A 23,239-nucleotide genomic window follows, 5' to 3' on the forward strand; every position below is an offset into this window, starting at 1 on the left:
GCCGGAGGGTGGGGGTCTCACCGTCGTGCGGCTGCGCACGTCCGCACCGCGGGCCCCGCGCGGCACCACAGAGCGGCTGCCGGAGACCGCCGCCCGCGGACCACGGACCGAGCCGGGCGCTGAGGGGTCCTCGCACCATGAGCGTCCGATCAGGTCACGTGGTCCGGTGCCGTGCATCGCAAGGCGCCCAAGTGCCCTCGTAGCGGATCTACCCGGGCGTTTCGGCAACGCGGTCAGGCGCGGTGCCCGGCCGCGCGACCCGGGCGGGCACAGTGCGAGGACCCCTCAGACACCTCGTCGGCCGCGCGCCATCCACCTGGAACTCGAAGGCACCTTGGAGGGTGACGACACGTGACCACCCCGTTTCCGTTCACGGCCGTGGTCGGCCAGGACGACCTGCGGCTCGCGCTGCTGCTGAACGCCGTCTCCCCCGCGGTCGGCGGTGTGCTGGTGCGCGGCGAGAAGGGCACCGCCAAGTCGACCGCCGTGCGGGCGCTGTCGGCGCTCGTGCCGCAGGTGGACGTGGTCCCCGGGTGCCGCTTCTCCTGCGACCCCGGCTCCCCCGACCCCGCCTGCCCGGACGGACCGCACGCGCCGGGCGCCGCCGGCCGGTCCCGTCCGGCGCGGATGGTCGAGCTGCCCGTCGGCGCCTCGGAGGACCGGCTGGTGGGCGCGCTGGACATCGAGCGGGCGCTCTCGGAGGGTGTGAAGGCCTTCGAGCCCGGCCTGCTCGCCGACGCGCACCGCGGCATCCTCTACGTCGACGAGGTCAACCTCCTCCACGACCACCTGGTCGACCTGCTGCTGGACGCGGCGGCGATGGGCGCCTCGTACGTGGAGCGCGAGGGCGTCTCCGTGCGGCACGCGGCCCGCTTCCTGCTCGTCGGCACCATGAACCCCGAAGAGGGTGAGCTGCGGCCGCAGTTGCTCGACCGGTTCGGGCTGACCGTGGAGGTCGCGGCCTCACGGGAGCCCGACCAGCGGGTGGAGGTCGTGCGGCGGCGACTGGCCTACGACGACGACCCGACGGCCTTCGCCGCCCGCTGGGCCGAGGAGGAGGCCGGGGTACGGGCGCGGATCGTGGCCGCGCGGGAGCTGCTGCCGTCGGTGCGGCTGGGCGACGCGGCGCTGCGGCAGATCGCGGCGACCTGCGCGGCCTTCGAGGTCGACGGCATGCGCGCCGACATCGTGATGGCCCGGACCGCCACCGCGCTGGCGGCCTGGGCCGAGCGTACGGAGGTGCTCGCCGAGGACGTCCGGCAGGCCGCGCTGCTCGCGCTGCCGCACCGGCGGCGGCGCAACCCCTTCGACGCGCCGGGGCTGGACGAGGACAAGCTGGACGAGACCCTGGAGGAGTTCTCCGGCGACGACGACCCGGATCCGGATCCCGGGCCGGACGGGCCCGACGGGGGCGGTGGGGGCGGCGGCCGGCCGGAGCCCGACGACGCGCCGCAGGGCGGTGACACCGGGGCCTCGCCCGAGTCCGGGGAGGCCGGGCAGCCGCAGCCGTCGGGGGCCGGCGAGCAGTCGGCCGTAGGGGCCTCCGAGCCGTTCCGCACCAAGGTGCTGAGTGTTCCCGGGCTCGGCGAGGGTGCCGCCGGGCGGCGTTCGCGGGCCCGGACCGAGCACGGGCGGACGACCGGGGCCCGGCGGCCGCAGGGCGCGCTCACCAAGCTGCACCTGGCGGCGACCGTGCAGGCCGCGGCGCCGCACCAGCGGGCGCGCGGGCGGTCCGGGCCCGGGCTGGTGGTACGGCGGGACGATCTGCGGCAGGCCACCCGTGAGGGGCGCGAGGGCAATCTCGTGCTGTTCGTCGTGGACGCCTCCGGATCGATGGCGGCCCGGCAGCGGATGAGTGCCGTGAAGGGGGCCGTGCTGTCGCTGCTGCTGGACGCCTACCAGCGGCGGGACAAGGTGGGGCTGGTGACCTTCCGGGGCTCGGTCGCGGACGTCGCGCTGCCGCCGACCTCGTCCGTGGACGCGGCGGCGGCCCGGCTGGAGTCGCTGCCGACCGGCGGGCGTACACCGCTCGCCGCCGGGCTGCTGCGCGCGCACGACGTGCTGCGCGTGGAGCGGCTGCGGGATCCGGCGCGGCGGCCGCTGGTCGTGGTGGTGACGGACGGACGGGCCACCGGCGGCCCGGAGCCGGTCGCCCTGGCCGGGCGGGCCGCGCGGCTGTTCGCGGCCGGCGGTGTCGCGTCGGTCGTCGTGGACTGCGAGTCGGGGCCGGTGCGGCTGGGGCTCGCGGGGCAGCTCGCGGGTGAACTGGGCGGTACCGCCGTGACGCTGGACGAGTTGCGGGCCGACTCGATCGCCGGGTTGGTCAGGGATGTGCAGGGGACTTCGAGGAGGGCCGCGTAATGCCGCAGGGACAGCCGAGTGTCGTGCCCGACGACGGACTGACGACCCGGCAGCGCCGGAACCGGCCGCTCGTCGTGGTGCACACGGGCGTCGGCAAGGGCAAGTCGACCGCCGCTTTCGGGCTCGCGCTGCGGGCCTGGAACCAGGGGTGGCCGATCGGGGTGTTCCAGTTCGTCAAGTCGGCGAAGTGGAAGGTCGGCGAGGAGAACGCGCTGCGGGTGCTCGGGGACAGCGGGCAGGGCGGGTCCGTCGCCTGGCACAAGATGGGCGAGGGCTGGTCGTGGGTGCAGCGCGACGACCAGCTGGACAACGAGGAGAAGGCCCGGGAGGGCTGGGAGCAGGTCAAGCGGGACCTGGCCGCCCAGACGTACCGGCTGTATGTGCTGGACGAGTTCGCCTACCCCCTGCACTGGGGGTGGATCGACACCGATGAGGTCGTCGAGGTGCTGCGCGACCGGCCCGGGACCCAGCATGTCGTGATCACCGGGCGGAACGCGCCCGGCAAGCTCGTCGACTTCGCGGATCTCGTGACCGACATGTCCAAGGTCAAGCATCCGATGGACGCCGGGCAGAAGGGACAGAGGGGCATCGAGTGGTGATGTCCTCCTCGTCCGTCCCCCGGCTGGTCGTCGCCGCGCCTTCGTCGAGGAGCGGCAAGACCACCGTGGCCACGGGGCTGATGGCCGCGTTCGCCGCGCGCGGGCTCGCCGTCTCCCCGCACAAGGTCGGGCCGGACTACATCGATCCCGGCTATCACGCGCTCGCGACCGGGCGGGTGGGGCGGAACCTCGACGCGTACCTGTGCGGGCCGGAGCTGGTCGGGCCGTTGTTCCTGCACGGGGCCCGAGGCTGCGACATCGCCGTGGTCGAGGGCGTGATGGGGCTGTACGACGGGGCCGCCGGGCAGGGGGAGCTCGCCTCCACGGCTCATGTCGCGAAACTGTTGCGGGCGCCGGTGGTGCTGGTCGTGGACGCGTCGTCGCAGTCCCGGTCGGTGGCGGCGCTGGTGCACGGGTTCGTGTCGTGGGACCCCGAGGTGCGGGTCGGGGGCGTGATCCTGAACAAGGTCGCCTCGGACCGGCACGAGGAGTTGCTGCGGGAGGCGCTGGAGCAGGTGGGAGTGCCTGTTCTCGGGGTGTTGCGGCGGGTGGCGCAGGTGGACACGCCGTCTCGGCACCTGGGCCTGGTGCCGGTCGCCGAGCGGCGGGGGGAGGCGGTGGAGGCCGTCGCGGCGATGGCCGCGCAGGTTTCGGCCGGATGTGATCTCGACGCGTTGGCGGAGCTGGCGCGCGGTGCGGGCGCGTTGTCGTGCGCGGCGTGGGACGCGGCCGAGGCTGTTTCCCCGCCCGGCCACCGCCCGGCGCGGCCGGACGGGAGGCCGGGCGGACCCGCGCCGCGGATCGCTGTCGCCGGCGGGTCCGCGTTCACCTTCTCCTACGCCGAGCACGCCGAGCTGCTGACGGCCGCCGGTGCCGAGGTCGTGCCGTTCGATCCACTGCTGGAGGAGGAACTGCCCGAAGGGGTGCGGGGGCTGGTGATCGGGGGCGGGTTCCCCGAGGTGTACGCCTCCGAGCTGTCGGCCAATGAGCCCCTGCGCAAGGCCGTGGCCGTCCTGGCGGACAGCGGGGCGCCGGTCGCCGCGGAGTGCGCGGGGCTTCTGTACCTGTGCCGGGAGCTGGACGGGCTGCCGATGTGCGGGGTGCTGGACGCCGCGGCGCGGATGACGGAACGGCTCACGCTCGGCTACCGGGACGCCGTGGCCGTGGGTGACAGCGTGCTCGCTGCGGCGGGGACGCGGATGCGGGGACACGAGTTCCACCGGACCGTCGTGGAGCCCGCGTCGGGGGCGGAGCCGGCCTGGGGTCTGCGCAGCCCGCAGCGGCGGGTCGAGGGGTTCGTGCGGCGCGGGGTGCACGCCAGCTATCTGCACACGCACTGGGCGGCCGAGCCCGGTGTCGCCCGCCGGTTCGTGGAGAGGTGCCGGGCCTCATGAGCGGCAGGCCGGCCGGCCCCGGCTCCCCGGCGGCGGGGACCGTCGAGGCCGCCGTGGTCGTCGGGGTCGGGGCCTCGAAGGGGGCCGCCGTCGAGGAGGTGCTCGGGCTGGTCGAGGAGGCCCTGCGGGAGGCCGGGCTGTCCGTCGCGTCCGTCGCCGAGCTCGCCACCGTCGAGGCCAAGGCCGGGGAGCCCGGCGTCGTGGGTGCGGCACGGCGGCTCGGGGTGCCTCTGGTGACGTACCGCGCCGAAGAGCTGGCCGGCGTCGGCGTGCCCCATCCGTCCGACGCGTCGCGGGCCGCCGTCGGCACCCCTTCCGTCGCCGAGGCCTCGGCCCTGCTGCGCGGCGGTGAACTCCTCGTCCCCAAACGGAAGTCCGCCAGGGCGACCTGTGCCGTGGCGGTGCTCGACGGCGGGGACGGCCGCCGGTATACCACGGCCTCCTCCCCCGTCGACGCGGTCGACCGGGACCACGACGGCCATCACCCTCAAGGGCACGGGTACTCACATGCGCACTGAGAGCGGGCACGACCTGCGCCACCACGGGGACGCGGAGGTCCGGGACGACGGCGGTTCGCTCGTCGACCTCGCCGTCAACGTCCGTTCGGACACCCCGCCGGCGTGGCTGCGGGAGCACATCGCCGCGTCGCTCACCGGGCTGGCCGCCTACCCGGACGGGCGGGCCGCACGGGCGGCGGTGGCGGCGCGGCACGGACTGCCGACGGAACGGGTGCTGCTGACGGCGGGCGCGGCGGAGGCGTTCGTGCTGTTGGCGCGGGCACTGAAGGTGCGGCGGCCGGTCGTCGTGCATCCCCAGTTCACGGAGCCGGAGGCGGCGCTGCGGGACGTGGGGCACCCGGTCGGCCGGGTGCTGCTGCGCGAGAAGGACGGCTTCCGGCTCGACCCGGCGGCCGTCCCCGAGGACGCGGACCTGGTCGTGATCGGCAATCCGACGAACCCGACCTCGGTGCTGCACCCGGCGGACGCGATCGCCTGCCTTGCCCGGCCCGGGCGGGTGCTGGTGGTGGACGAGGCGTTCATGGACGCGGTGCCGGGCGAGCGCGAGGCCCTGGCGGGCCGCGTCGACGTACCCGGTCTCGTGGTGCTGCGCAGTCTGACCAAGACCTGGGGGCTGGCCGGGCTGCGGATCGGGTACGTGCTGGCGGCGCCGGAGACCGTCGAGGACCTGGAACGGGCGCAGCCGCTGTGGCCGGTGTCCACGCCGGCGCTGGCGGCGGCCGAGGCGTGCGTGGGGTCCCGGGCGGTGGCGGAGGCGGCCCACGCCGCCCACCGCGTCGCGGCGGACCGCGCCCATCTCCTCGCGGGCCTCGCCGAGTTCGCCCCGGCCGGGCTGCGGGTGGCCGGGCCGGCGGAGGGCCCGTTCCTGCTGATCCGCCTGCCGCACGCGGCCGCCGTACGCGGGCGGCTGCGCGAGCTCGGTTACGCCGTGCGCCGCGGGGACACGTTCCCCGGTTTGGACGAGGAGTGGCTGCGGCTGGCGGTGCGGGACCGGAGGACGACGGACGGGTTCCTGCGGGCACTGGGGCGGGCGCTGGAGCGCTGACGGCCCACCTCCGGGCCGCCCCGGCCGGCACCGTCTCGGCCGGGGCGCCGTCCTGCGGGTGGCGGGGCGGCAGGACGCCGGTGACGGCACCCGCGCCGGCAGCCCCGGCCGGCCGAAGGGGCAGGGGGCTGACCGCTGCCCGGATGGTCGCCAGGCCCGGCGCCCGGCAGTATCAGGCCCATGCCGCCGACGAAGGCGATGAAGAAGTCCTCGTGGCCGGAGCCCGGGATCAGCCCCGAGGTGCCCCGCCACCCGTGGCCGGAGCCCCGGGATCAGCCCCGGCGACGGGTCAGGGCCACCGCTCCCCCGCCCGCGGCGAGCAGGGCGATCGCGCCGCCCACGAGGTAGGGGGCCGCAGAGCTGCCGCCCGTGTCGGCCAGGTTCTCCTCGGCGGGTGCTCCGTGGGGCTCGACGCCGGCGGGCACGGCGGACGGTTCGGCCGGGGGTTGCGCGGCAGCCGCGGGCCGGGGTGTCCGGCAGGTCGCCTCGGCCAGGGTGAGCGTGCCGTCGACCTCGGCGACGTTCAGCTTCAACGGGTTGACGGAGACCTTGAGTTCCAGGGCGGTGGCGGCGGCCGATCGGGCCGTCGTCCGGGTGTTGGACAGGTCCAGGCGCACCTCGCCGACGCCCGGCACGTTGACGTCCGTCGGGCCTTCGGCGGTGAGGTTCACGCGCTTGCCGAGCACGGTCACCGTGCCGGGCACGTCGGTCGAGGCGACCGGCTTCTTTCCGACCTCGCAGGTGGCCTTCGACGTGACCTGCTCGATCTCGATCAGCGACAGCAGCGGCAGGCCGGGGACATGCAGGCGGGCGTGGGTCAGGGTGGTGCTCCCCTCGGCCCTCGTGGCGGTCGTCGTGGCTCTCGCCTGTGCCTCCTCCGCGCGCAGCACACTGAAGGGCCGACCGCCGTCCACCGCGTCCAGGGTGGCCGTCAGCGTGGTCTTCTCGGCGCTCTGCGGGGCCTGGACCTCGTTGAGGGAGACGGCGAGCGGGACGTTCACCGACTTGTTCTGCAGGGACACGTCCAACGCGGTGCGCAGCACGGCGGCGCTCGCACGGCCGTGGTCGCCCGTGGCGTGCGCAGGGCTCACGCCGGTCAGTGCCACGGGCCCGACGGCCAGGGCCGCGGCCGTCGCGACGGTTGCCAGACGGCGAGCGGGCGTGCGGGAGGAAGTGCTGTTCACTGTGGGACTCCAGGAGAGACAGGCTCGGTGACCCTGAAAGAATCGCCATCCCACGCGCACGGCTTCAGCGATCTGACGCCGCTTCACTCCAACGTGGCAAGACCCTGGGAATTTTCGAATCCCCTGCACAGACGTTCCCATCGCCACCCTCGGCCCTACGGCCTCGCACGCCCTCGAACCGGCCTGCGCGGACCCCGCCGGGGCCCTCCGCCGCTTCAGCCGGGAACGGGGCGTGCTGCGCCTGGAGGCCGCCGGGCACACCGAACGCCGGACAGCGCAGGAACAGTCGGCTGTCCGAAGAGCGCAGGAGCTGTCGCTACCCGACCACGCGCCCGTTCAGCACCACCCGGCGCGGCGAGGCCAGCACGCGTACGTCGTCCCGCGGGTCCTCGTCGTAGACGACGAGGTCGGCCGGGGCGCCCTCGTCCAGGCCGGGGCGGCCGAGCCAGGCGCGGGCCGTCCAGGTGCCCGCCGCCAGGGCCTCGACGGGCGGGATGCCGGCGGTGACCAGTTCGGCGACCTCGGCCGCCGCCAGGCCGTGGGCGAGGCCGCCGCCGGCGTCGGTGCCGACGAAGACGGGAATCCCGGCGTCGTAGGCGTTCCGGACGGTGTCGTAGCGGCGTTCGTGGAGCCGGCGCATATGGGCCGACCAGCGCGGGAACCTGCTCTCGCCGCCGTCGGCGAGCTGCGGGAAGGTCGCGATGTTGACCAGGGTCGGCACGATGGCCACGCCCCGCTCGGCGAACAGGGGGACGAGGTCCTCGGTCAGGCCCGTCGCGTGCTCGACGCAGTCGATGCCCGCCTCCACGAGGTCCCGCAGGGAGTCCTCCGCGAAGCAGTGCGCGGTGACGCGGGCGCCCAGCCGGTGGGCCTCGGCGATCGCCGCCTCGACGGCCCCGCGGGGCCAGCAGGCCGACAGGTCGCCGAGGTCGCGGTCGATCCAGTCGCCGACCAGCTTGACCCAGCCGTCGCCGCGCCGGGCCTCCTGGGCGACGTACGCGACCAGGTCCTCCGGCTCGATCTCCCAGGCGTAGTTGCGGATGTAGCGACGCGTGCGGGCGATGTGCCGCCCGGCGCGGATGATCTTCGGCAGGTCCTCGCGGTCGTCGATCCAGCGGGTGTCGGAGGGCGATCCCGCGTCGCGGATCAGCAGCGTGCCCGCGTCCCGGTCGGTCAGTGCCTGCTTCTCGGCGACGTCCTCGGGGACCGGGCCGTGCCGGTCTAGTCCGACGTGGCAGTGGGCGTCGACGAGGCCGGGCAGGGCCCAGCCCCGGACGGTGCGGATGTCGCGGACGCCGGCCGGACGGTCGTAGGAGACGCGGCCGTCGATCACCCACAGGTCGTCCCGGATGTCCTCCGGTCCGACGAGCACCCGTCCCTTCACGTGCAGCACCGCGCGATCGCTCATGCACCGCACCTTAGTAAGCCTGCCGCCGTACCTCGAAGGGGGCCGGTGCCCGGGGCCTCGCCGCAAGGGGGGGCGATGGCCGCCGGTTACCCTCGACGCCGTCGAACCTGTGAGTGAAGAGAGCCCTACCGTGACGCATCCGTTTCTGGACCTGGCCCCGCTCGGCGCGGACCGCTTCGCCGCGATCGAGGACCGTGTGGCGCGGCTGCTGAGCACCGAGCAGGACGTCGTGATCATGCAGGGCGAGGCGCTGCTCCCGCTGGAGGGCGCGATCCGTGCCGCGGCCGGTCCGGGCACGGCGGCGCTGAACGTCATCACGGGGCCGTACGGACAGACCTTCGGCGACTGGCTGCGCAACTGCGGTGCCACGGTGGTCGACCTGGCGGTCCCCTTCCACACGGCGGTCACGGCCGAGCAGATCCGGCAGGCTCTCGCCGAGCACCCGGAGATCGACTTCGTGTCCCTGGTGCACGCGGAGGCGGCGACCGGCAACACCAATCCGGTCGCGGAGATCGGCGAGGTGGTGCGGGCGCACGGGGCGCTGTTCTACCTGGACGCGGTGGCGTCGATCGCCGCCGAGCCGGTGCTGCCGGACGCGTGGGGCGTGGACCTGTGCGTGATCGGTGCGCAGAAGGCGATGGGCGGGCCGGCCGGGGTGTCGGCGGTGTCGGTGAGCGAGCGGGCCTGGGCCCGGATGGCGGCGAACCCGAAGGCGCCGCGCCGGTCGTACCTGTCGCTCCTCGACTGGAAGGAGCGGTGGATCGACGGCGGTCGCAAGGCGCTGCTGCACGCGCCGGCGCAACTGGAGATGCTGGCGCTGGAGGCATGTGTGGAGCGGATCGAGGCGGCGGGTCTCGAGACGGTGATGGCCCGGCACGCATCGGCCGCCGCGGCCACGCGGGCCGGGGCGGCCGCCCTCGGGGGCGGTCTTGAGCCGTACGTGTACGAGGCCCGGGACGCGGCGCCGGTCGCCACGACGCTGCGGGCTCCGGCCGGAGTGGTGGCGTCGGAGCTGGTGCGGCGGGCGCTTCAGGCGGATCCGGCGGTGCCGGTCGCCGCCGGAGGGGGTGCGCTGGCCAAGGAGATGATCCGGGTCAATCACTATGGCGCGGACGCGACGCAGGGGGCTGTGCGGGCGAGTCTGGCGGCGTTGGGAGCGGCGCTCTCGGAGGCGGGGCTGTCGGTCGACGTGGAGGGGGCGCTGCGGGCCGCGGAGGGGGCGTGGCGGTAGAGCGTCGGCTGAGGTCCACCCGGGGCCTCCGGACCGCCGATCGGCCTGACCGGACTCGCCGTACGGCACTGCGCGTTCGGGCACCCGCCGGGCGGGCCGGGTGGGTGCCGCCGGCCGGGGTGAGCGGTGCACGCCGATGTCAGAGGCCCGTGCCATGCTCCCCGCATGACCACCAACACCTCCGCCGACTCCCCGGCCCTCCCCGACGGCCGCCCCGTCCCCTGTCTCACCGGCGATGAGCGGGCCATGCTCGAGAGCTGGCTCGACTTCCACCGGGCCACGCTGGAGCTGAAGTGTTCCGGGCTCGACGACGCGCAGGTGCGTACGCCGTCGGCCCCGCCGTCCGCGCTGACACTGCTCGGGCTGCTGCAGCATCTCGCCGAGGTCGAGCGGAACTGGTTCCAGCGCGTGGCCGGCGGTCTCGACGTGCCGCCCGTGTTCGGGGACGAGAGCGGCTACACGCTGGATCCGGCGCGGGGGCTCGACGAGGTGCTCGGAATCTGGCGGCGGGAGATCGCGCGGGGGCGGGAGCTGTGCGGCGGGCTGCCGCTGGACCACGTCGGGCGGGTCGCCGAGGGGCCTGTGCCCGGGATGGAGGTCAGCCTGCGCTGGGTGCTCATCCACATGATCGAGGAGTACGCACGGCACAACGGTCATGCCGATCTCCTACGCGAACGCATCGACGGAGTGACCGGCACCTGAATTCCACGTGCTTTTTGAGTCGCCCCGCATGTAATCTGGCACACAATTCGGAATTCCTTCAAGAATAGCTTCCCGTATTCTTCTGCCCGCTTTCTCCGGTCCTAAACGCGCAGATTTTGCGGACACCCCGCGAGGCAATTCTGGCGGATCTCGTGGGGGTTACATGGCTGTGACGCGTTACACACTGCGACCCCTTTGCCCGGTATTAACCGGGCAAAGTCGGGCATACCTTCCCCTCTTCGCACCCACCCTCACGCTCGCGCAATAACACATGGCTGGCTCATATGTAACCCCCTCCGGCGATGCAATTTTGAATTTCGCTGGGTAAGTTCAATTTGCATGACTGCCGTACAAGCCGACCCGCAAATCGACCGCCCCACGGTGGCTGATGGAACCGCACTGTGGCGGATGGCGAAGGACTCGAGGGTTCTCGACGTGAACTCGTCCTACAGCTATCTGCTGTGGTGCCGCGACTTCGCCGCCACATCGGCCGTGGCCCGTGACGAGCACGGCGAGCCGATGGGGTTCATCACCGGGTACGTGCGGCCGGACAGCCCGCGCACCCTGCTGGTCTGGCAGGTGGCGGTGGACGAGGCCCACCGCGGGCGCGGGCTGGCGGCCGCGCTGCTCGACGGTCTGGTCGCGCGGACCGCGGCCGAGCGCGGGGTGACGACGGTGGAGACCACCATCACTCCGGGCAACACCGCCTCGGAGCGCCTGTTCACGTCCTTCGCCGAGCGTCACGGCGCGGGGCTGGAGCGCGAGGTGCTCTTCGACACGGGCCTGTTCCCCGACGGGCCGCACGACCCCGAGGTCCTGTACCGCATCGGCCCGCTGTCCCACTGACTTCCCACCCCGACACTCCCGCAGACTTCTCCCACGCACCGAGGAGCGATTCGTCGTGACCATCACCCAGCCCGACCTGAGCGTCTTCGAGACCCTGGAGTCCGAGGTACGCAGCTACTGCCGCGGCTGGCCCACCGTCTTCGACCGCGCGGTGGGCAGCCGCATGTACGACGAGGACGGTCATGAGTACCTCGACTTCTTCGCCGGAGCGGGGTCACTGAACTACGGGCACAACAACCCGGTCCTGAAACGCGCGCTGATCGACTACCTGGAGCGGGACGGCGTCGCGCACGGGCTCGACATGTCGACCACCGCCAAGCGCACCTTCCTGGAGGCCTTCCAGAACCTGCTGCTGCGCCCGCGCGACCTGCCGTACAAGGTCATGTTCCCCGGCCCGACCGGCACCAACGCCGTGGAGGCCGCGCTGAAGCTGGCGCGGAAGGTGAAGGGGCGCGAGGCGATCGTGTCGTTCACCAACGCCTTCCACGGCATGTCGCTGGGCTCGCTGGCCGTGACCGGCAACGCGTTCAAGCGGGCCGGCGCCGGCATTCCGCTGGTGCACGGCACGCCGATGCCGTTCGACAACTACTTCGACGGCCAGGTCCCGGACTTCCTGTGGTTCGAGCGGCTCCTGGAGGACCAGGGCTCCGGCCTGAACAAGCCGGCCGCGGTGATCGTCGAGACCGTGCAGGGCGAGGGCGGCATCAACGTGGCCCGGCCCGAGTGGCTGCGCGCCCTGTCCGAGCTGTGCGAGCGGCAGGACATGCTGCTGATCGTCGACGACATCCAGATGGGCTGCGGCCGTACCGGCGCCTTCTTCTCCTTCGAGGAGGCCGGCATCACCCCGGACATCGTCACCGTCTCCAAGTCGATCAGCGGCTACGGCCTGCCCATGTCGCTGTGCCTGTTCAAGCCCGAGCTCGACGTGTGGGAGCCCGGCGAGCACAACGGCACGTTCCGCGGCAACAACCCCGCCTTCGTCACGGCCACCGCGGCCCTGGAGGCGTACTGGGCCGACGGCTCCGCGATGGAGAAGCAGACCCGCAAGCGCGGCGAGCAGGTCGAGCAGGCGCTGATCTCCATCACCGAGGAGAACCTGGCCGACGTCAAGGAGTACCGGGGCCGCGGCCTGGTGTGGGGCATGGAGTTCCACGACAAGGAGCGTGCCGGCAAGGTCGCCAAGCGCGCCTTCGAGCTCGGCCTGCTGATCGAGACGTCCGGCCCGGAGAGCGAGGTCGTGAAGCTGCTCCCCGCCCTGACCATCACCCCCGAGGAACTGGACGAGGGCCTGACGACGCTGGCCCGCGCCGTCCGCGAGACCGCCTGACCAACCAGCACCACCCATCTAGGAGGCATCGCAGCACCGTGATTGTCCGTTCGTTCAAGGAGATCGAAGGTACCGACCGGCACGTGAAGGCCGCGTCCGGTACGTGGGAGAGCAAGCGCATCGTCCTCGCGAAGGAGAAGGTCGGTTTCTCCCTGCACGAGACGATCCTGTACGCGGGTACGGAGACGTCGATGTGGTACGCGAACCACATCGAGGCCGTCGTCTGTGTGGAGGGCGAGGCCGAGCTGACCGACCACGAGACCGGGCAGTCGTACACCATCACGCCCGGGACCATGTACCTCCTGGACGGGCACGAGAAGCACACACTGCGGATCAAGAAGGACTTCCGCTGCCTCTGCGTCTTCAATCCGCCCGTGACCGGACGGGAGGACCACGACGAGAACGGCGTCTACCCGCTGCTCACCGAGGAGGTGTGACGTTTCCATGACCGCCACCATCGACACCACCACCGGTATCCCCGACCTCTACCCCAGTCGCGGTGCCACCGAGGTACTCACCCCGCGCCAGGACCCGGTCGTCTGGGGCGCGCCGGACGCACCCGGTCCGGTCGAGCCGGCCGACCTGCTGTCCTTCGAGCGTGACGGCTTCCTCGCCATCGACGAGCTCATCAGCGAGGACGAGGTCGCCGTCTACCGCAACGAGCTGAACAGGCTCGTGAACGACCCGGACATCCGCGCCGACGAGCGGTCGATCGTCGAGCCGAAGTCCCAGGAGATCCGCTCGGTCTTCGAGGTCCACAAGATCAGCGAGGCGTTCGCCAGGCTGGTGCGCGACGAGCGGGTCGTCGGCCGGGCGCGGCAGATCCTCGGCTCGGACGTCTACGTCCACCAGTCGCGGATCAACGTCAAGCCGGGGTTCGGCGCCAGTGGGTTCTACTGGCATTCGGACTTCGAGACGTGGCACGCCGAGGACGGTCTGCCGCGGATGCGCACGGTGTCGGTCTCGATCGCGCTGACCGAGAACTACGACACCAACGGCGGGCTCATGATCATGCCGGGGTCGCACAAGACGTTCCTCGGGTGCGCGGGGGCCACGCCGAAGGACAACTACAAGAAGTCGCTGCAGATGCAGGACGCGGGCACGCCGTCGGACGAGGCGCTGACCCAACTGGCCTCGCAGCACGGCATCAAGTTGTTCACCGGCAAGGCCGGTTCGGCTACGTGGTTCGACTGCAACTGCATGCACGGCTCCGGCGACAACATCACGCCGTTCCCGCGCAGCAACGTGTTCATCGTGTTCAACAGCGTGGAGAACACGGCGGTGGAGCCCTTCGCGGCGCCCGTACGGCGACCGGAGTTCATCGGGGCTCGGGACTTCACGCCGGTGAGGTGACCGCGGTTTCGGTGAAGTGACCGTGTGACAGAGCTGCCGGGTGGGGCCTCCTCGTGTGGGACGGGAGGCCCCACCCGGTTCTGTCACGCGGCCAGGACTTCGAGAAGCCGGTCCACGTCCGCGTGCGTGTTGTAGAGATGGAACGCGGCCCGCAGGTTCCCCGCCCGGTCGGACACCTCGATACCCGCACGGCTCAGTTCGCCCTGCCGGTGGCCGAGGCCCGGCACGGACACGATCGCCGAGCCCGGCGCGGGCACCGGCGCGTGGCCCAGCTCGGCGAGCCCGAAGCGGAAGCGGTCCGCGAGGGCGACGTCGTGGGCGTGCACGGCGTCGACGCCGATCTCTTCCAGGAGTTCCAGGGAGGCCCGCAGCCCGGCGTAGGTGAACAGGGACGGGCTGATGTCGAACCGGCGTGCGGAGTGGGCGAGTTCCTCGACGGGTCCGTAGCAGCTGTCCCAGGGGACCTCACCGGCGACCCACCCGGCGAGCAGCGGGGTGAGCCCGCCGAAGTCCTGCGGGACGACGAAGAACGCGGCCCCGTGCGGCCCGAGCAGCCACTTGAAGCCGACGGCGGCGAGGAAGTCGTCGGCGTCACCGTCCATCGGAAGCCAGCCGGCGGACTGGGAGGCGTCGACGTAGGTGCGGGCACCGTGCGCCCGGGCCGCTTCGCGCACGGCCGGCAGGTCCGCGAGGCGGCCGTCGGCGGACTGGGCGGTGCTGACGGCGACGAGCGCGGTGCCGGGCCGGACGGACTCGGCGAGCCGCTCCAGGGGAACGGCGCGCACCTTGAGGTCTCCGCGCGCGTGGAACGGGTTCACCAGGGAGGCGAAATCGTCCTCGGCCGTGAGGACTTCGGCGCCTGCGGGCAGCGAGGCGGCGACCAGCCCGCCGTACTCGGCGACCGAGGCCCCGGTCGCGACGCGTTCGGCCGGCACGCCGGCGAGCCGGGCGAAGGACGCGCGGGCGGCCTCGACGTCCTCGTACAGGGGAACCAGAGGCGTGCCCTCGGCGCGCATCCGCACCGCCTGCTGCACGGCGGTGACGGTACGGGCGGGCAGGAGCCCGTTGCTCGCGGTGTTGAGGTAGGTGTGCTTCGGGGTGAACTCGGCACGGACGAGGTTCTCGAAGGTCTCCATGGGACCACTCTGCGTCCCCGTGATCTCCCCGTCCATTGCCGATTCTTGCGTGATGCCGCTAAGGAGCGCTTATGGATGCGCTCCGAGCTGGGCGTTTCACCGCTGGGGAACCGCGCAGCCGTCCGGTCCGCACGCGTCTGCGCCGTCGATGTCTCCGCTGTCGACGATCGTCAGCGGCGTGCGCTCGCCGTACGCCTGGGTCAGGGCCCGGGTGAAGACCTCGGTGGGCTGGGCGCCGGAGACGCCGTACGCGCGGTCGAGCACGAAGAACGGCACCCCGCTCGCCCCGAGCTGCGCGGCCTCCCGCTCATCAGCGCGTACGTCATCGGCGTAGGCACCGGGGTCGGCGAGCACCGCACGCACGGCCTCCGCCTCCAGACCGGCGGCCACGGCGAGCTCCACCAGCCGCTCGTCGTCGTCGAAGACGGAGCGCTCCTCGGCGAAGTTGGCCCGGTACAGCAGGTCGAGCAGCTGCTCCTGACGGCCCTGCTCCTTGGCGAAGTGGAGCAGCCTGTGCATGTCGAAGGTGCTGCCGTGGTCGCGGCCCCGGGTGCGGTAGTCGAGTCCCTCGGCGGCGGCCTGCGCGCCCAGGTTGTCCTCACCGGCCTCGGCCTGCGCCTCGCTCATCCCGTACTTCTCGGTGAGCATCGTGATCACGGGCTGGATGTCGTCCTTGGCGCGGCCCGGGTCGAGCTCGAAGGAGCGGTGCACCACCTCGACGTCGTCGCGGTGCGGGAACTCGCGCAGCGCCTTCTCGAAGCGGGCTTTGCCCACGTAGCACCAGGGGCAGGCGATGTCGCTCCAGATCTCGACGCGCATGTGTCGGCTCTCTCCAGGTCGTGCGGGGACGGAGACTCCCTCCGCCAAGTGTATGAACGTTCAAGCAGCTGCCTTCATTCCCCGGCCGGGGCGAACCGCATCCGCAGGTGGTGGTCCCCGGGCCCGGCCGGTTCCTGCGCCCAGCCCTGCCGCCGGTAGAACCCCTGCGCACGCCGGTTGTCGACGTGCACATCGAGGACGGCCGTCCGCTTGCCGTCGGCCTGCCACTCCTCGACGCAGGCGGTGTGCAGGTCGGTGCCGACGCCGCGGCGCCAGTGGCCGGGGTCGACGTGGAACTGGAACAGCTTCACGGTGTCCGCCGGGGCGCCCTCAGGGACGCGGAACGAAGCCACGCCGATGATGCGCCCCGCCTCGACGACGCACAGCACCCGCCCGTCCGCGCGGGTGAGGGCCCCCTGCCAGGTGGCGAGCCAGTCGGTGCCGTCCTGCGGCAGTCCATCCGGGTAGTACGTCGCCCGGGCCCGCGCGTGCAGCGCGACGACGTGCTCCACCTCGGCAGGCAGGACGGTCCGGATCACACGGGCTGGAGTCACACGGTCCCTGATCATGGAACGGAGGACGCGCCGGGCCGGGAAGCGGTTCCCGGCCCGGCCTCAGCTGCCGTCCCGCAGATCGTTCGGCCAGTGCGGCCTGAACTCGATGTGGTCGTACGTCACCACGCAGCCCTCCCCCATCGGGGACTGGGCCATGAAGCCGACCAGGGCCGCGCCCGTCTCCTTCTCGTCGCCGAGGGTGAAGAGGCGGACGAAGGTCCAGCGTTCGCCGTCGCGGGAGGCGTGGAAGGCGAAGGCGCGGCCGGTGCGGCTGACGCGGAGCCAGACCGAAGTGCCGTCCACGGTGAAGGAGTTGGCGTCGTCGGAGTGGCCCCGGGTGACGACCGTGCAGACCGTGGGGACGGTCGGGGAGTACTCCAGGCAGAGCTTGGCCCAGGCCCGTTCGCCGACGTGGACGTAGAGCACCCCGGCGTCGAAGGCGGCGCCGAAGCCGACCGTGACCTCGGCGATCAGCTGGAAGTCCCCTTCGGGCGCTCCGAGCAGCCGCGGCGCGTCGGAGGCCGGGTCCAGCGCCTCAACGGTGGGCGGCACGAACCGGTCCTGCCGCGCCCCGGCCCACCCGGTCAGCACGCCGTCCTCGTAGGACCACTGCGCCTCGGGCCCGTAAGAGCGCAGAGGGAACGGAAGTTCGGGTATCTCGAGATTCATTCGACGGAGTCTCCCAGGTCCGGCCTCCAGGGGCACGGGACTGTGTCGATGTGCAGCTGGGCCGCGTGGGCGCGACGAGCCGCGGCGAACCGCAGGCCCGCAGCTCACCGCGCCCCTGCGGCGCTCACCGCTCCAGGCGCCCGTTGAACCGCCGCGGCAGCCCCAGCGGGTTCTCGTCCCGCAGCTCGGCCGGAAGCAGCGCCTTGGGAGCGTTCTGGTAGACGACCGGCCTCAGCCACCGCTCGATCGCCGTACCGCCCACCGAGGTGGACGTCGAGGTCGTCGCCGGATACGGGCCACCGTGATGCTGCGCGGGCGCGACCGCCACACCCGTCGGCCACCCGTTCACCAGCACGCGCCCGGCCAGCGGCGTCAGCTCCTGCAGCAGCTCCGCGCCGCGGCCCTGGCCGGCTGCCTCCTCCTCGGACAGCTGCACCGTCGCCGTGAGGTTGCCCGGCAGACGCGACAGCACCGCCTTCACCTCGGCCTCGTCCTCGTAGCGGGCCACCACCGTGACCGGCCCGAAGCACTCCTCCAGGAGCAGGTCGTGCTCGCCCTCCTGGGCCAGCCTGCTCGCCGGGACGGTGAGGAAGCCCGCGCTGACGGTGTGCTCGCCGCCCGCACCGGGGGTGACCGGGGAGTCGACGTCGGGCAGTTCGGCCCGTTCGGCGACGCCGGCGACGAAGTTGTCGCGCATGCGGTGGTCGAGCAGGACCCCGGCGTCGGTGTCGCTGACGGCGTCGGTCAGCGACTTGAGCAGGGCGTCACCGGCGGCGCCGGACGGCGCGAGGACGAGCCCCGGCTTCACACAGAACTGGCCGACGCCCAGGGTCATCGATCCGGCCAGGCCCGTACCGATCGCCTCGGCGCGCTCGGCGGCCGCGGCCTCGGTGACGACGACCGGGTTCAGCGATCCCAGCTCGCCGTGGAACGGGATCGGGACGGGGCGGGCGGCCGCCGCGTCGAACAGGGCACGGCCACCGCGGACGGAGCCGGTGAAGCCGGCCGCCGCGACCAGGGGGTGCTTGATCAGCTCGACGCCCGCCTCGAAGCCGTGCACCAGCCCGAGGACGCCCTCGGGGAGGTCGTGCCGGGCGGCGGCGCGGCGCAGCACCTTGGCGACGTACTCGGACAGGGCCGGGTGGTCCGGGTGGGCCTTGACCACGACCGGGCAGCCGGCCGCGAGGGCGCTGGCGGTGTCGCCGCCGGCGACCGAGAAGGCGAAGGGGAAGTTCGACGCCGAGTAGACGGCGACGACGCCGAGCGACACCTTGTAGCGGCGCAGGTCCGGGACCGGCGGGGTCGCGGTGTCGTCGGGGTGGTTGATGACGACGTCGAGGAAGGCGCCCTCGTCGACGATGTCGGCGAAGGCCCGCAGCTGGTAGCAGGTGCGGGCGAGCTCGCCGGTCAGCCGGACCGGGCCCAGCGCGGTCTCGGCGTCAGCGGTCTCGACGAGGCCGTCCTTGGCCGCCTCCAGCTCGTCCGCCGCGCTGCGCAGGAAGGCCGAGCGGACGGCGCGGTCCGCGAGCGCGCCCCGCGCATCGTGCGCGGCACGGACGGCGGCGTCCACCTCCTGGGCTGTGGCCTCCACCGCAACCTGTTCACGCTGCTTCCCGGTTCGGGGGTCGACACTCCAGACTGGTGCTGCTGCCACCGAGGGTCCCTCCACACATGTATTGCCGCAGTACTGGGTCATCCACCAGGGGCGTTCGATATACTGAACGCTGTCTCTGATGATGAATATGCTGTGGAGACTATTTCCCGTCGAACGAAGGGGTCAAGGGCGATGTCGGCTGGCGAGACGGGCGGCGGGGCGCAGGTCAAGTCCGCGGTAAGAACGGTTGAACTGCTCGAATACTTCGCCGGGCGCCCCGGTATGCACTCCCTCGCGGCGGTCCAGGAAGCCGTCGGCTACCCCAAGTCCAGCCTCTACATGCTGCTCCGCACGCTCGTCGAACTGGGCTGGGTGGAGACCGATGCGACGGGCACGCGCTACGGCATCGGGGTACGGGCCCTGCTGGTCGGCACGTCGTACATCGACGGCGACGAGGTCGTGGCCGCGGCCCGCCCGACCCTGGACCGGCTCTCGGACGACACGACCGAGACGATCCACCTCGCCCGCCTCGACGGCACGAACGTCGTCTACCTCGCCACCCGCCAGTCGCAGCACTACCTGCGGCCCTTCACCCGGGTCGGCCGCCGGCTGCCCGCGCACTCCACCTCCCTCGGCAAGGCGCTGCTGAGCACGTACTCGGACGAGCAGGTCCGCAAGATGCTCCCGGAGACGCTGCCCGCGCTGACCGAGAACACGATCACCGACCGGGAGAAGCTCATCGGGGAGCTGCACCAGGTACGGGAGCAGGGCTTCGCCGTGGACCGCGAGGAGAACACGCTGGGGCTGCGCTGCTTCGGCGTGGCGATCCCGTACCGCACGCCGGCGCGGGACGCGATCAGCTGTTCGGTGCCGGTGGCCCGGCTGACCCCGGCGCACGAGCAGCTGGTGAAGGACGCGCTGTTCGACGCGCGGGACCGGCTGACACTGGCCACCCGTAGGCTCTGAGGCATGAATGTCGAGCTGCGCCAGGTCCACGACAGCGATCTGCCGGTCTTCTACCGGCAGATGAGCGACCCAGAGGCTCTCCATATGGCGGCCTTCACCCCCAAGGACCCGGCCGACCGGGACGCCTTCGACGCCCACTGGGCCAAGATCCGGTCCTCCGACGCCGTGGTCCGCACGGTGCTGGCCGACGGCGACGTGGTCGGCAGCACGGCGGTGTACGGGGTGCCGGGCGAGCGCGAGGTGACGTACTGGGTCGACCGCGCGTACTGGGGCAAGGGCATCGCCACGGCGGCCCTGCGGGCCCTGCTGGCCGAGGTGCCCGAGCGTCCCCTGTACGCGCGGGCCGCTTCGGACAACACGGGCTCGCAGCGGGTGCTGGAGAAGTGCGGGTTCCGTGCGGTGGCCTCGGCCCGGGGGTACGCCCAGGCCCGGGGCGCCGAGATCGACGAGACGGTGCTGATGCTGGAGGCCTGAGCGCGTCTCCCCCGTCCGGCGGAGGCGGATCGTCGCCGTGCAGGAGGTGGCCGGGTCTCCCCCGCGGGAGCCTGATCGCATGACGCAGCCGCTCGCTCCCACCGCCGCTCCCGGCCCCACCGCGCGGCTCAGCCGCCCCCGGCGGATCCTCCGGGCCGTCGCCGTCGTCTCCTGTGTGCCGTACCTCGGGCTCAAGGCCGCCTGGGTGGCCGGAAGTCATGTCGGCATCCCGGAAGGGAGTTCGCTGCTCGACGACCGCCTCACCATGGCCGTGATCAACAGTCTCTCGGTGCTGCTGGACAGCGCGGTGATCGTGCTGGCGCTGGTGCTGACCAGGCCGTGGGGGCGGCGGATGCCCGCCTGGCTGCTCGCGTTCCCCGTCTGGGTCGCCACCGGGCTCCTCGCGCCGATCATGGCCGGGTTCCCCGCACAGCTGCTGGTGAGGGCGTTCAGCGGAAAGGGCGCGGGGTCCTCGGGGCGGGACGCCTTCCTCCACGAGTGGGTGTTCGCCGTCGTCTACTCGGGGTTCATCCTCCAAGGGTCGGCCCTCGGCGGGCTCTTCGTGCTCTATGCGAAGGACCGCTGGGGGCACCTGTGGCGCGGGCGCGTGTGGGAGCTGCCCGTCGGTGCCGTCGGGCCGGCGCACCGGGCTCTCGCCGTCGCCGCGGCCGTGCTCGCCCTGCTGCCGCTGACGCTCCACGTCCTGTGGGCCTGCGGTGTCTCCGCCGGGCTCAGTGCGGCCCGGGCCGCTGACCGCGCCGGTGACTTCTACGTCTTGGAGGCCGTCTACGCGGTGTTCCTGATCGCGGCCGTCGCCGGTGCTCTGCTGTTGGCCTTCCGGCGCGGCCGGGCGCTGCCGGTCTCCGTGCCGCTAGGCCTCGCCTGGGTCGGTTCCGGTGCCGTGGCCTGCTGGGGCGGCTGGCTGTCGCTCGCCTCGCTCGGGGGTGTGGAGGACATCGCCGACCGCCCGACGCCGCTGATGAACCTCGCCTACGCTGGGCAGATGCTCGTCGGCTCCCTCGTCGCCGCCATCGGCGCCTACTACTTCGCGGAGCGTTCGGCCAGGGCCGCGCGGCGAGCGGCGTGAGCCGGGTCGCCCGGTTCCTGTTCGGCCGACGGGCACGCCTGCGCTGGGTCCATCTGATCCTCGGCGGCGCGCTCGCCATGCCCTACGTCCTGGTCGGCACCGTGATCATCGGCCCGGCCGCCGGTTCCACCGACGTCTTCGGTTCCTCATCCCTCCAGCTCGCCTCGTTCGGCGTGGGTCTGCCGATCGCCGCCGTCACGTCGCTGTTCCCGCTGACCCGGCCTCTGGAGTCCGCCGCCGTGCGCTGGCTGTGCGGCGTCGACGCGGACCGGCTCGCCTCCGCCCCCGCCCGGACGCGGGGCGAGAAGGGCCGTACGGCGGCCTGGTTCACGCTGCATCTCGGCCTCGGCGGGATCATCGCCGGGATGACACTGGCCCTGCCGCCGTTCGCCGCCGTGCTGATCCTGCTGCCCGTCTTCGCGGGGCTGCGCGGCAGCCGGCTCGGGCTGCCCGAAGTCTTCGACCACACCTGGGCGCTGGTGCTCGCCCCGGTCGCGGGCGCGGCGTCGCTCGTCGCCCTGGCAGGCTGCGCGGCCGGCTGCGGTGCACTGCTGGCCCGCTGGGCGCCGGAGCTGCTCGGTCCCACGCCCGAGGACCGGCTCGCCGCCGCCGAGGCACGCGCCGCCGACCTCGCCGTCCGCAACCGGCTGGCGCGCGAGCTGCACGACTCCGTCGGCCACGCCCTGAGCGCCGTCACCCTGCAGGCGAGCGCGGCCCGCCGGGTCCTCGACTCCGACCCGGACTTCGTCCGCGAGGCCCTCGCCGCGATCGAGGACACGACGCGGCGCACCGTGGGCGAACTCGACGCCGTGCTGGGCGTGTTGCGCGAGGGCGACGCCCCGGGAACAGCCCCGGCGCCCACACTCGCCGCCGACCTGGACGGCCTGCTGCGACGCATCCGGGCGGGCGGAGCGCGCGTGACCGCCGTGGTCGACACCGACCCCGCGGCCCTGCCGCCCCTGGTCTCCCGGGAGGCCTACCGCATCGTGCAGGAAGGCCTGAGCAACGCCCTCAGGCATGCCGGCGAACGGGTCGCCGCGGAGGTCCGCATCGCGGTCGCGGGCGGTGATCTGGAGATCACCGTGGCGAACCCGGTGACCGGTCCCGCGGACTCCCGGCCCGGCGGCGGCCATGGCCTGCGCGGCATCGCGGACCGGGCCAGGCTGCTGGGCGGGACCATGACGGCCGGGCCGGCAGGCCGGACGTGGCGGCTGTACGTACGCCTGCCGCTCAAAAGCCCCGCATGACCGAAAGGACGCGCATGACCCGCCCGAACCCGATCCGTGTCGTCCTCGCCGACGACGAGCGCATGGTCCGCACCGCACTGCGCGCCATCCTCTCCGCAGAGCCGGACCTGGAGGTGGTGGGCGAGGCGGCCACCGGTGCCGAGGCGGTCTCGGTCGTACGGGAACTGCGGCCGGACGTGGTCCTCATGGATGTCCGCATGCCGGAGATCGACGGTATCCGCGCCACCGAGCAGATCCTCGCCACCCTGGACGAACCGCCCCGGATCGTCGTCGTGACGACCTTCGAGAACGACTCGTACGTGTACGACGCGCTGCGTGCCGGAGCGGCCGGGTTCCTGCTGAAGCGGGCGGACGCCGACGCGCTCGTGCAGGCGGTCCGGCTGGTGGCGCGCAGCGACAGCCTGCTGTTCCCGGCGGCCGTCCGCACCCTCGCCACCGAGCACGCCCGCGCGCACCCCGCACCGCCCGCGTGGGTGGCGAAGCTCACGGCACGGGAGCGGCAGGTGCTGCGGCACATGGCGGAGGGGCTGACCAACGCGGAGATCGCCCGGCGGATGGAGGTCGGGCCGGCCACGGTGAAGTCCCACGTGGCGGCGGTCCTGGCCAAGACCGGCACCAGGGACCGTACGCAGGCGGTGATCGCGGCGTACGAGACGCGCTTTCTGAACGGCGGATGAGAATCCGGACGGACGGGAACGATCCACCCGCTGGGTTCGTCCTCCTGT

Annotated in this window: 22 protein-coding genes and 1 pseudogene; 16 read left to right on the forward strand and 7 right to left on the reverse strand. The window is 72.9% G+C overall.

The window, feature by feature from the left end; genetic code table 11:
- The first annotated feature begins 351 nt into the window (after positions 1-351).
- The 5 genes and pseudogenes from ACWD1U_RS30135 to cobC all read left to right on the forward strand — a co-directional run bounded on the left by ACWD1U_RS30135 (position 352) and on the right by cobC (position 5,917).
- Positions 352-2,361, forward strand: coding sequence for a putative cobaltochelatase (locus ACWD1U_RS30135; RefSeq protein ID WP_451112246.1), 2,010 nt, complete (start codon positions 352-354; stop codon positions 2,359-2,361).
- Positions 2,361-2,960, forward strand: a complete 600-nt coding sequence (cobO, locus tag ACWD1U_RS30140; protein WP_451112247.1) for a cob(I)yrinic acid a,c-diamide adenosyltransferase — start codon at positions 2,361-2,363, stop codon at positions 2,958-2,960. The genes ACWD1U_RS30135 and cobO overlap by 1 nt, the downstream gene beginning before the upstream one ends.
- Positions 2,960-4,354 (forward strand): cobyrinate a,c-diamide synthase, encoded by a 1,395-nt coding sequence (locus ACWD1U_RS30145; protein ID WP_451112249.1) that lies wholly within the window; start codon positions 2,960-2,962, stop codon positions 4,352-4,354. Before cobO ends, ACWD1U_RS30145 begins: the two co-directional genes overlap by 1 nt.
- Positions 4,351-4,803, forward strand: a pseudogene (locus ACWD1U_RS30150) (cobalamin biosynthesis protein); the annotation flags it as partial. The gene ACWD1U_RS30145 and the pseudogene ACWD1U_RS30150, both read left to right, overlap by 4 nt.
- 58 nt (positions 4,804-4,861) lie before the next feature.
- The gene (cobC, locus tag ACWD1U_RS30155; RefSeq protein WP_451112250.1) at positions 4,862-5,917 is read left to right on the forward strand and encodes an Rv2231c family pyridoxal phosphate-dependent protein CobC; all 1,056 of its coding nucleotides are present in this window, start codon (positions 4,862-4,864) and stop codon (positions 5,915-5,917) included.
- A gap of 272 nt (positions 5,918-6,189) precedes the next feature.
- On the opposite strand, the gene ACWD1U_RS30160 is transcribed toward cobC, so the two are convergent.
- Both ACWD1U_RS30160 and ACWD1U_RS30165 read right to left on the reverse strand, forming a co-directional pair.
- Complete coding sequence (locus tag ACWD1U_RS30160) at positions 6,190-7,101, reverse strand: SCO1860 family LAETG-anchored protein (protein ID WP_451112252.1); 912 nt, start codon at positions 7,099-7,101, stop codon at positions 6,190-6,192.
- Between the two features lie 316 nt (positions 7,102-7,417).
- Positions 7,418-8,509, reverse strand: a complete 1,092-nt coding sequence (locus ACWD1U_RS30165) for an amidohydrolase family protein (RefSeq protein WP_451112254.1) — start codon at positions 8,507-8,509, stop codon at positions 7,418-7,420.
- A gap of 130 nt (positions 8,510-8,639) precedes the next feature.
- Here ACWD1U_RS30165 and ACWD1U_RS30170 point away from each other — a divergent pair, with 130 nt between their 5' ends.
- From ACWD1U_RS30170 to thpD, 6 genes are all read left to right on the forward strand, one after another.
- Entirely contained in the window at positions 8,640-9,740 is a 1,101-nt protein-coding gene (locus ACWD1U_RS30170) for a pyridoxal-phosphate-dependent aminotransferase family protein (protein WP_451112256.1), read from the forward strand.
- 165 nt (positions 9,741-9,905) lie between these two features.
- Positions 9,906-10,442 (forward strand): DinB family protein, encoded by a 537-nt coding sequence (locus ACWD1U_RS30175; RefSeq protein WP_451112258.1) that lies wholly within the window; start codon positions 9,906-9,908, stop codon positions 10,440-10,442.
- Positions 10,443-10,781: 339 nt separating this feature from the next.
- Entirely contained in the window at positions 10,782-11,288 is a 507-nt protein-coding gene (ectA, locus tag ACWD1U_RS30180; RefSeq protein WP_451112260.1) for a diaminobutyrate acetyltransferase, read from the forward strand.
- Between the two features lie 55 nt (positions 11,289-11,343).
- The gene (gene ectB, locus ACWD1U_RS30185; RefSeq protein ID WP_451112262.1) at positions 11,344-12,615 is read left to right on the forward strand and encodes a diaminobutyrate--2-oxoglutarate transaminase; all 1,272 of its coding nucleotides are present in this window, start codon (positions 11,344-11,346) and stop codon (positions 12,613-12,615) included.
- Positions 12,616-12,653: 38 nt separating this feature from the next.
- Positions 12,654-13,052 carry an ectoine synthase gene (locus tag ACWD1U_RS30190; RefSeq protein ID WP_351404898.1) on the forward strand — a complete coding sequence of 133 codons (399 nt, stop codon included), beginning with the start codon at positions 12,654-12,656 and terminating at the stop codon, positions 13,050-13,052.
- A gap of 7 nt (positions 13,053-13,059) precedes the next feature.
- Positions 13,060-13,968: an ectoine hydroxylase gene (gene thpD, locus ACWD1U_RS30195; RefSeq protein WP_451112264.1), complete on the forward strand. Its 909-nt coding sequence runs from the start codon at positions 13,060-13,062 to the stop codon at positions 13,966-13,968.
- An 83-nt stretch (positions 13,969-14,051) separates the two neighbouring features.
- Here thpD and ACWD1U_RS30200 read toward each other — a convergent pair whose 3' ends face one another.
- The 5 genes from ACWD1U_RS30200 to ACWD1U_RS30220 all read right to left on the reverse strand — a co-directional run bounded on the left by ACWD1U_RS30200 (position 14,052) and on the right by ACWD1U_RS30220 (position 18,800).
- The gene (locus ACWD1U_RS30200; RefSeq protein ID WP_451112266.1) at positions 14,052-15,104 is read right to left on the reverse strand and encodes an aminotransferase class V-fold PLP-dependent enzyme; all 1,053 of its coding nucleotides are present in this window, start codon (positions 15,102-15,104) and stop codon (positions 14,052-14,054) included.
- A 96-nt stretch (positions 15,105-15,200) separates the two neighbouring features.
- Positions 15,201-15,923 carry a DsbA family oxidoreductase gene (locus tag ACWD1U_RS30205; RefSeq protein ID WP_451112268.1) on the reverse strand — a complete coding sequence of 241 codons (723 nt, stop codon included), beginning with the start codon at positions 15,921-15,923 and terminating at the stop codon, positions 15,201-15,203.
- A 74-nt stretch (positions 15,924-15,997) separates the two neighbouring features.
- Complete coding sequence (locus tag ACWD1U_RS30210; RefSeq protein WP_451112270.1) at positions 15,998-16,492, reverse strand: N-acetyltransferase family protein; 495 nt, start codon at positions 16,490-16,492, stop codon at positions 15,998-16,000.
- A 45-nt stretch (positions 16,493-16,537) separates the two neighbouring features.
- The gene (locus ACWD1U_RS30215) at positions 16,538-17,146 is read right to left on the reverse strand and encodes a DUF1349 domain-containing protein (RefSeq protein ID WP_451112272.1); all 609 of its coding nucleotides are present in this window, start codon (positions 17,144-17,146) and stop codon (positions 16,538-16,540) included.
- Positions 17,147-17,270: 124 nt separating this feature from the next.
- On the reverse strand, positions 17,271-18,800 hold the full coding sequence (locus ACWD1U_RS30220) for an aldehyde dehydrogenase (NADP(+)) (protein WP_451112274.1): 1,530 nt from the start codon (positions 18,798-18,800) through the stop codon (positions 17,271-17,273).
- A 132-nt stretch (positions 18,801-18,932) separates the two neighbouring features.
- Here ACWD1U_RS30220 and ACWD1U_RS30225 point away from each other — a divergent pair, with 132 nt between their 5' ends.
- From ACWD1U_RS30225 to ACWD1U_RS30245, 5 genes are all read left to right on the forward strand, one after another.
- Positions 18,933-19,706 (forward strand): IclR family transcriptional regulator, encoded by a 774-nt coding sequence (locus tag ACWD1U_RS30225; RefSeq protein ID WP_451112276.1) that lies wholly within the window; start codon positions 18,933-18,935, stop codon positions 19,704-19,706.
- Positions 19,707-19,709: 3 nt separating this feature from the next.
- Positions 19,710-20,180, forward strand: coding sequence for a GNAT family N-acetyltransferase (locus ACWD1U_RS30230; RefSeq protein ID WP_451112278.1), 471 nt, complete (start codon positions 19,710-19,712; stop codon positions 20,178-20,180).
- A gap of 79 nt (positions 20,181-20,259) precedes the next feature.
- Positions 20,260-21,267, forward strand: coding sequence for a hypothetical protein (locus tag ACWD1U_RS30235; RefSeq protein ID WP_451112280.1), 1,008 nt, complete (start codon positions 20,260-20,262; stop codon positions 21,265-21,267).
- On the forward strand, positions 21,264-22,514 hold the full coding sequence (locus tag ACWD1U_RS30240) for a sensor histidine kinase (RefSeq protein WP_451112282.1): 1,251 nt from the start codon (positions 21,264-21,266) through the stop codon (positions 22,512-22,514). Before ACWD1U_RS30235 ends, ACWD1U_RS30240 begins: the two co-directional genes overlap by 4 nt.
- Positions 22,515-22,528: 14 nt before the next feature.
- Positions 22,529-23,191: a response regulator transcription factor gene (locus tag ACWD1U_RS30245; protein ID WP_451112284.1), complete on the forward strand. Its 663-nt coding sequence runs from the start codon at positions 22,529-22,531 to the stop codon at positions 23,189-23,191.
- Positions 23,192-23,239: the final 48 nt, after the last annotated feature.

It is taken from the genome of Streptomyces sp. NPDC002788, assembly GCF_053592115.1.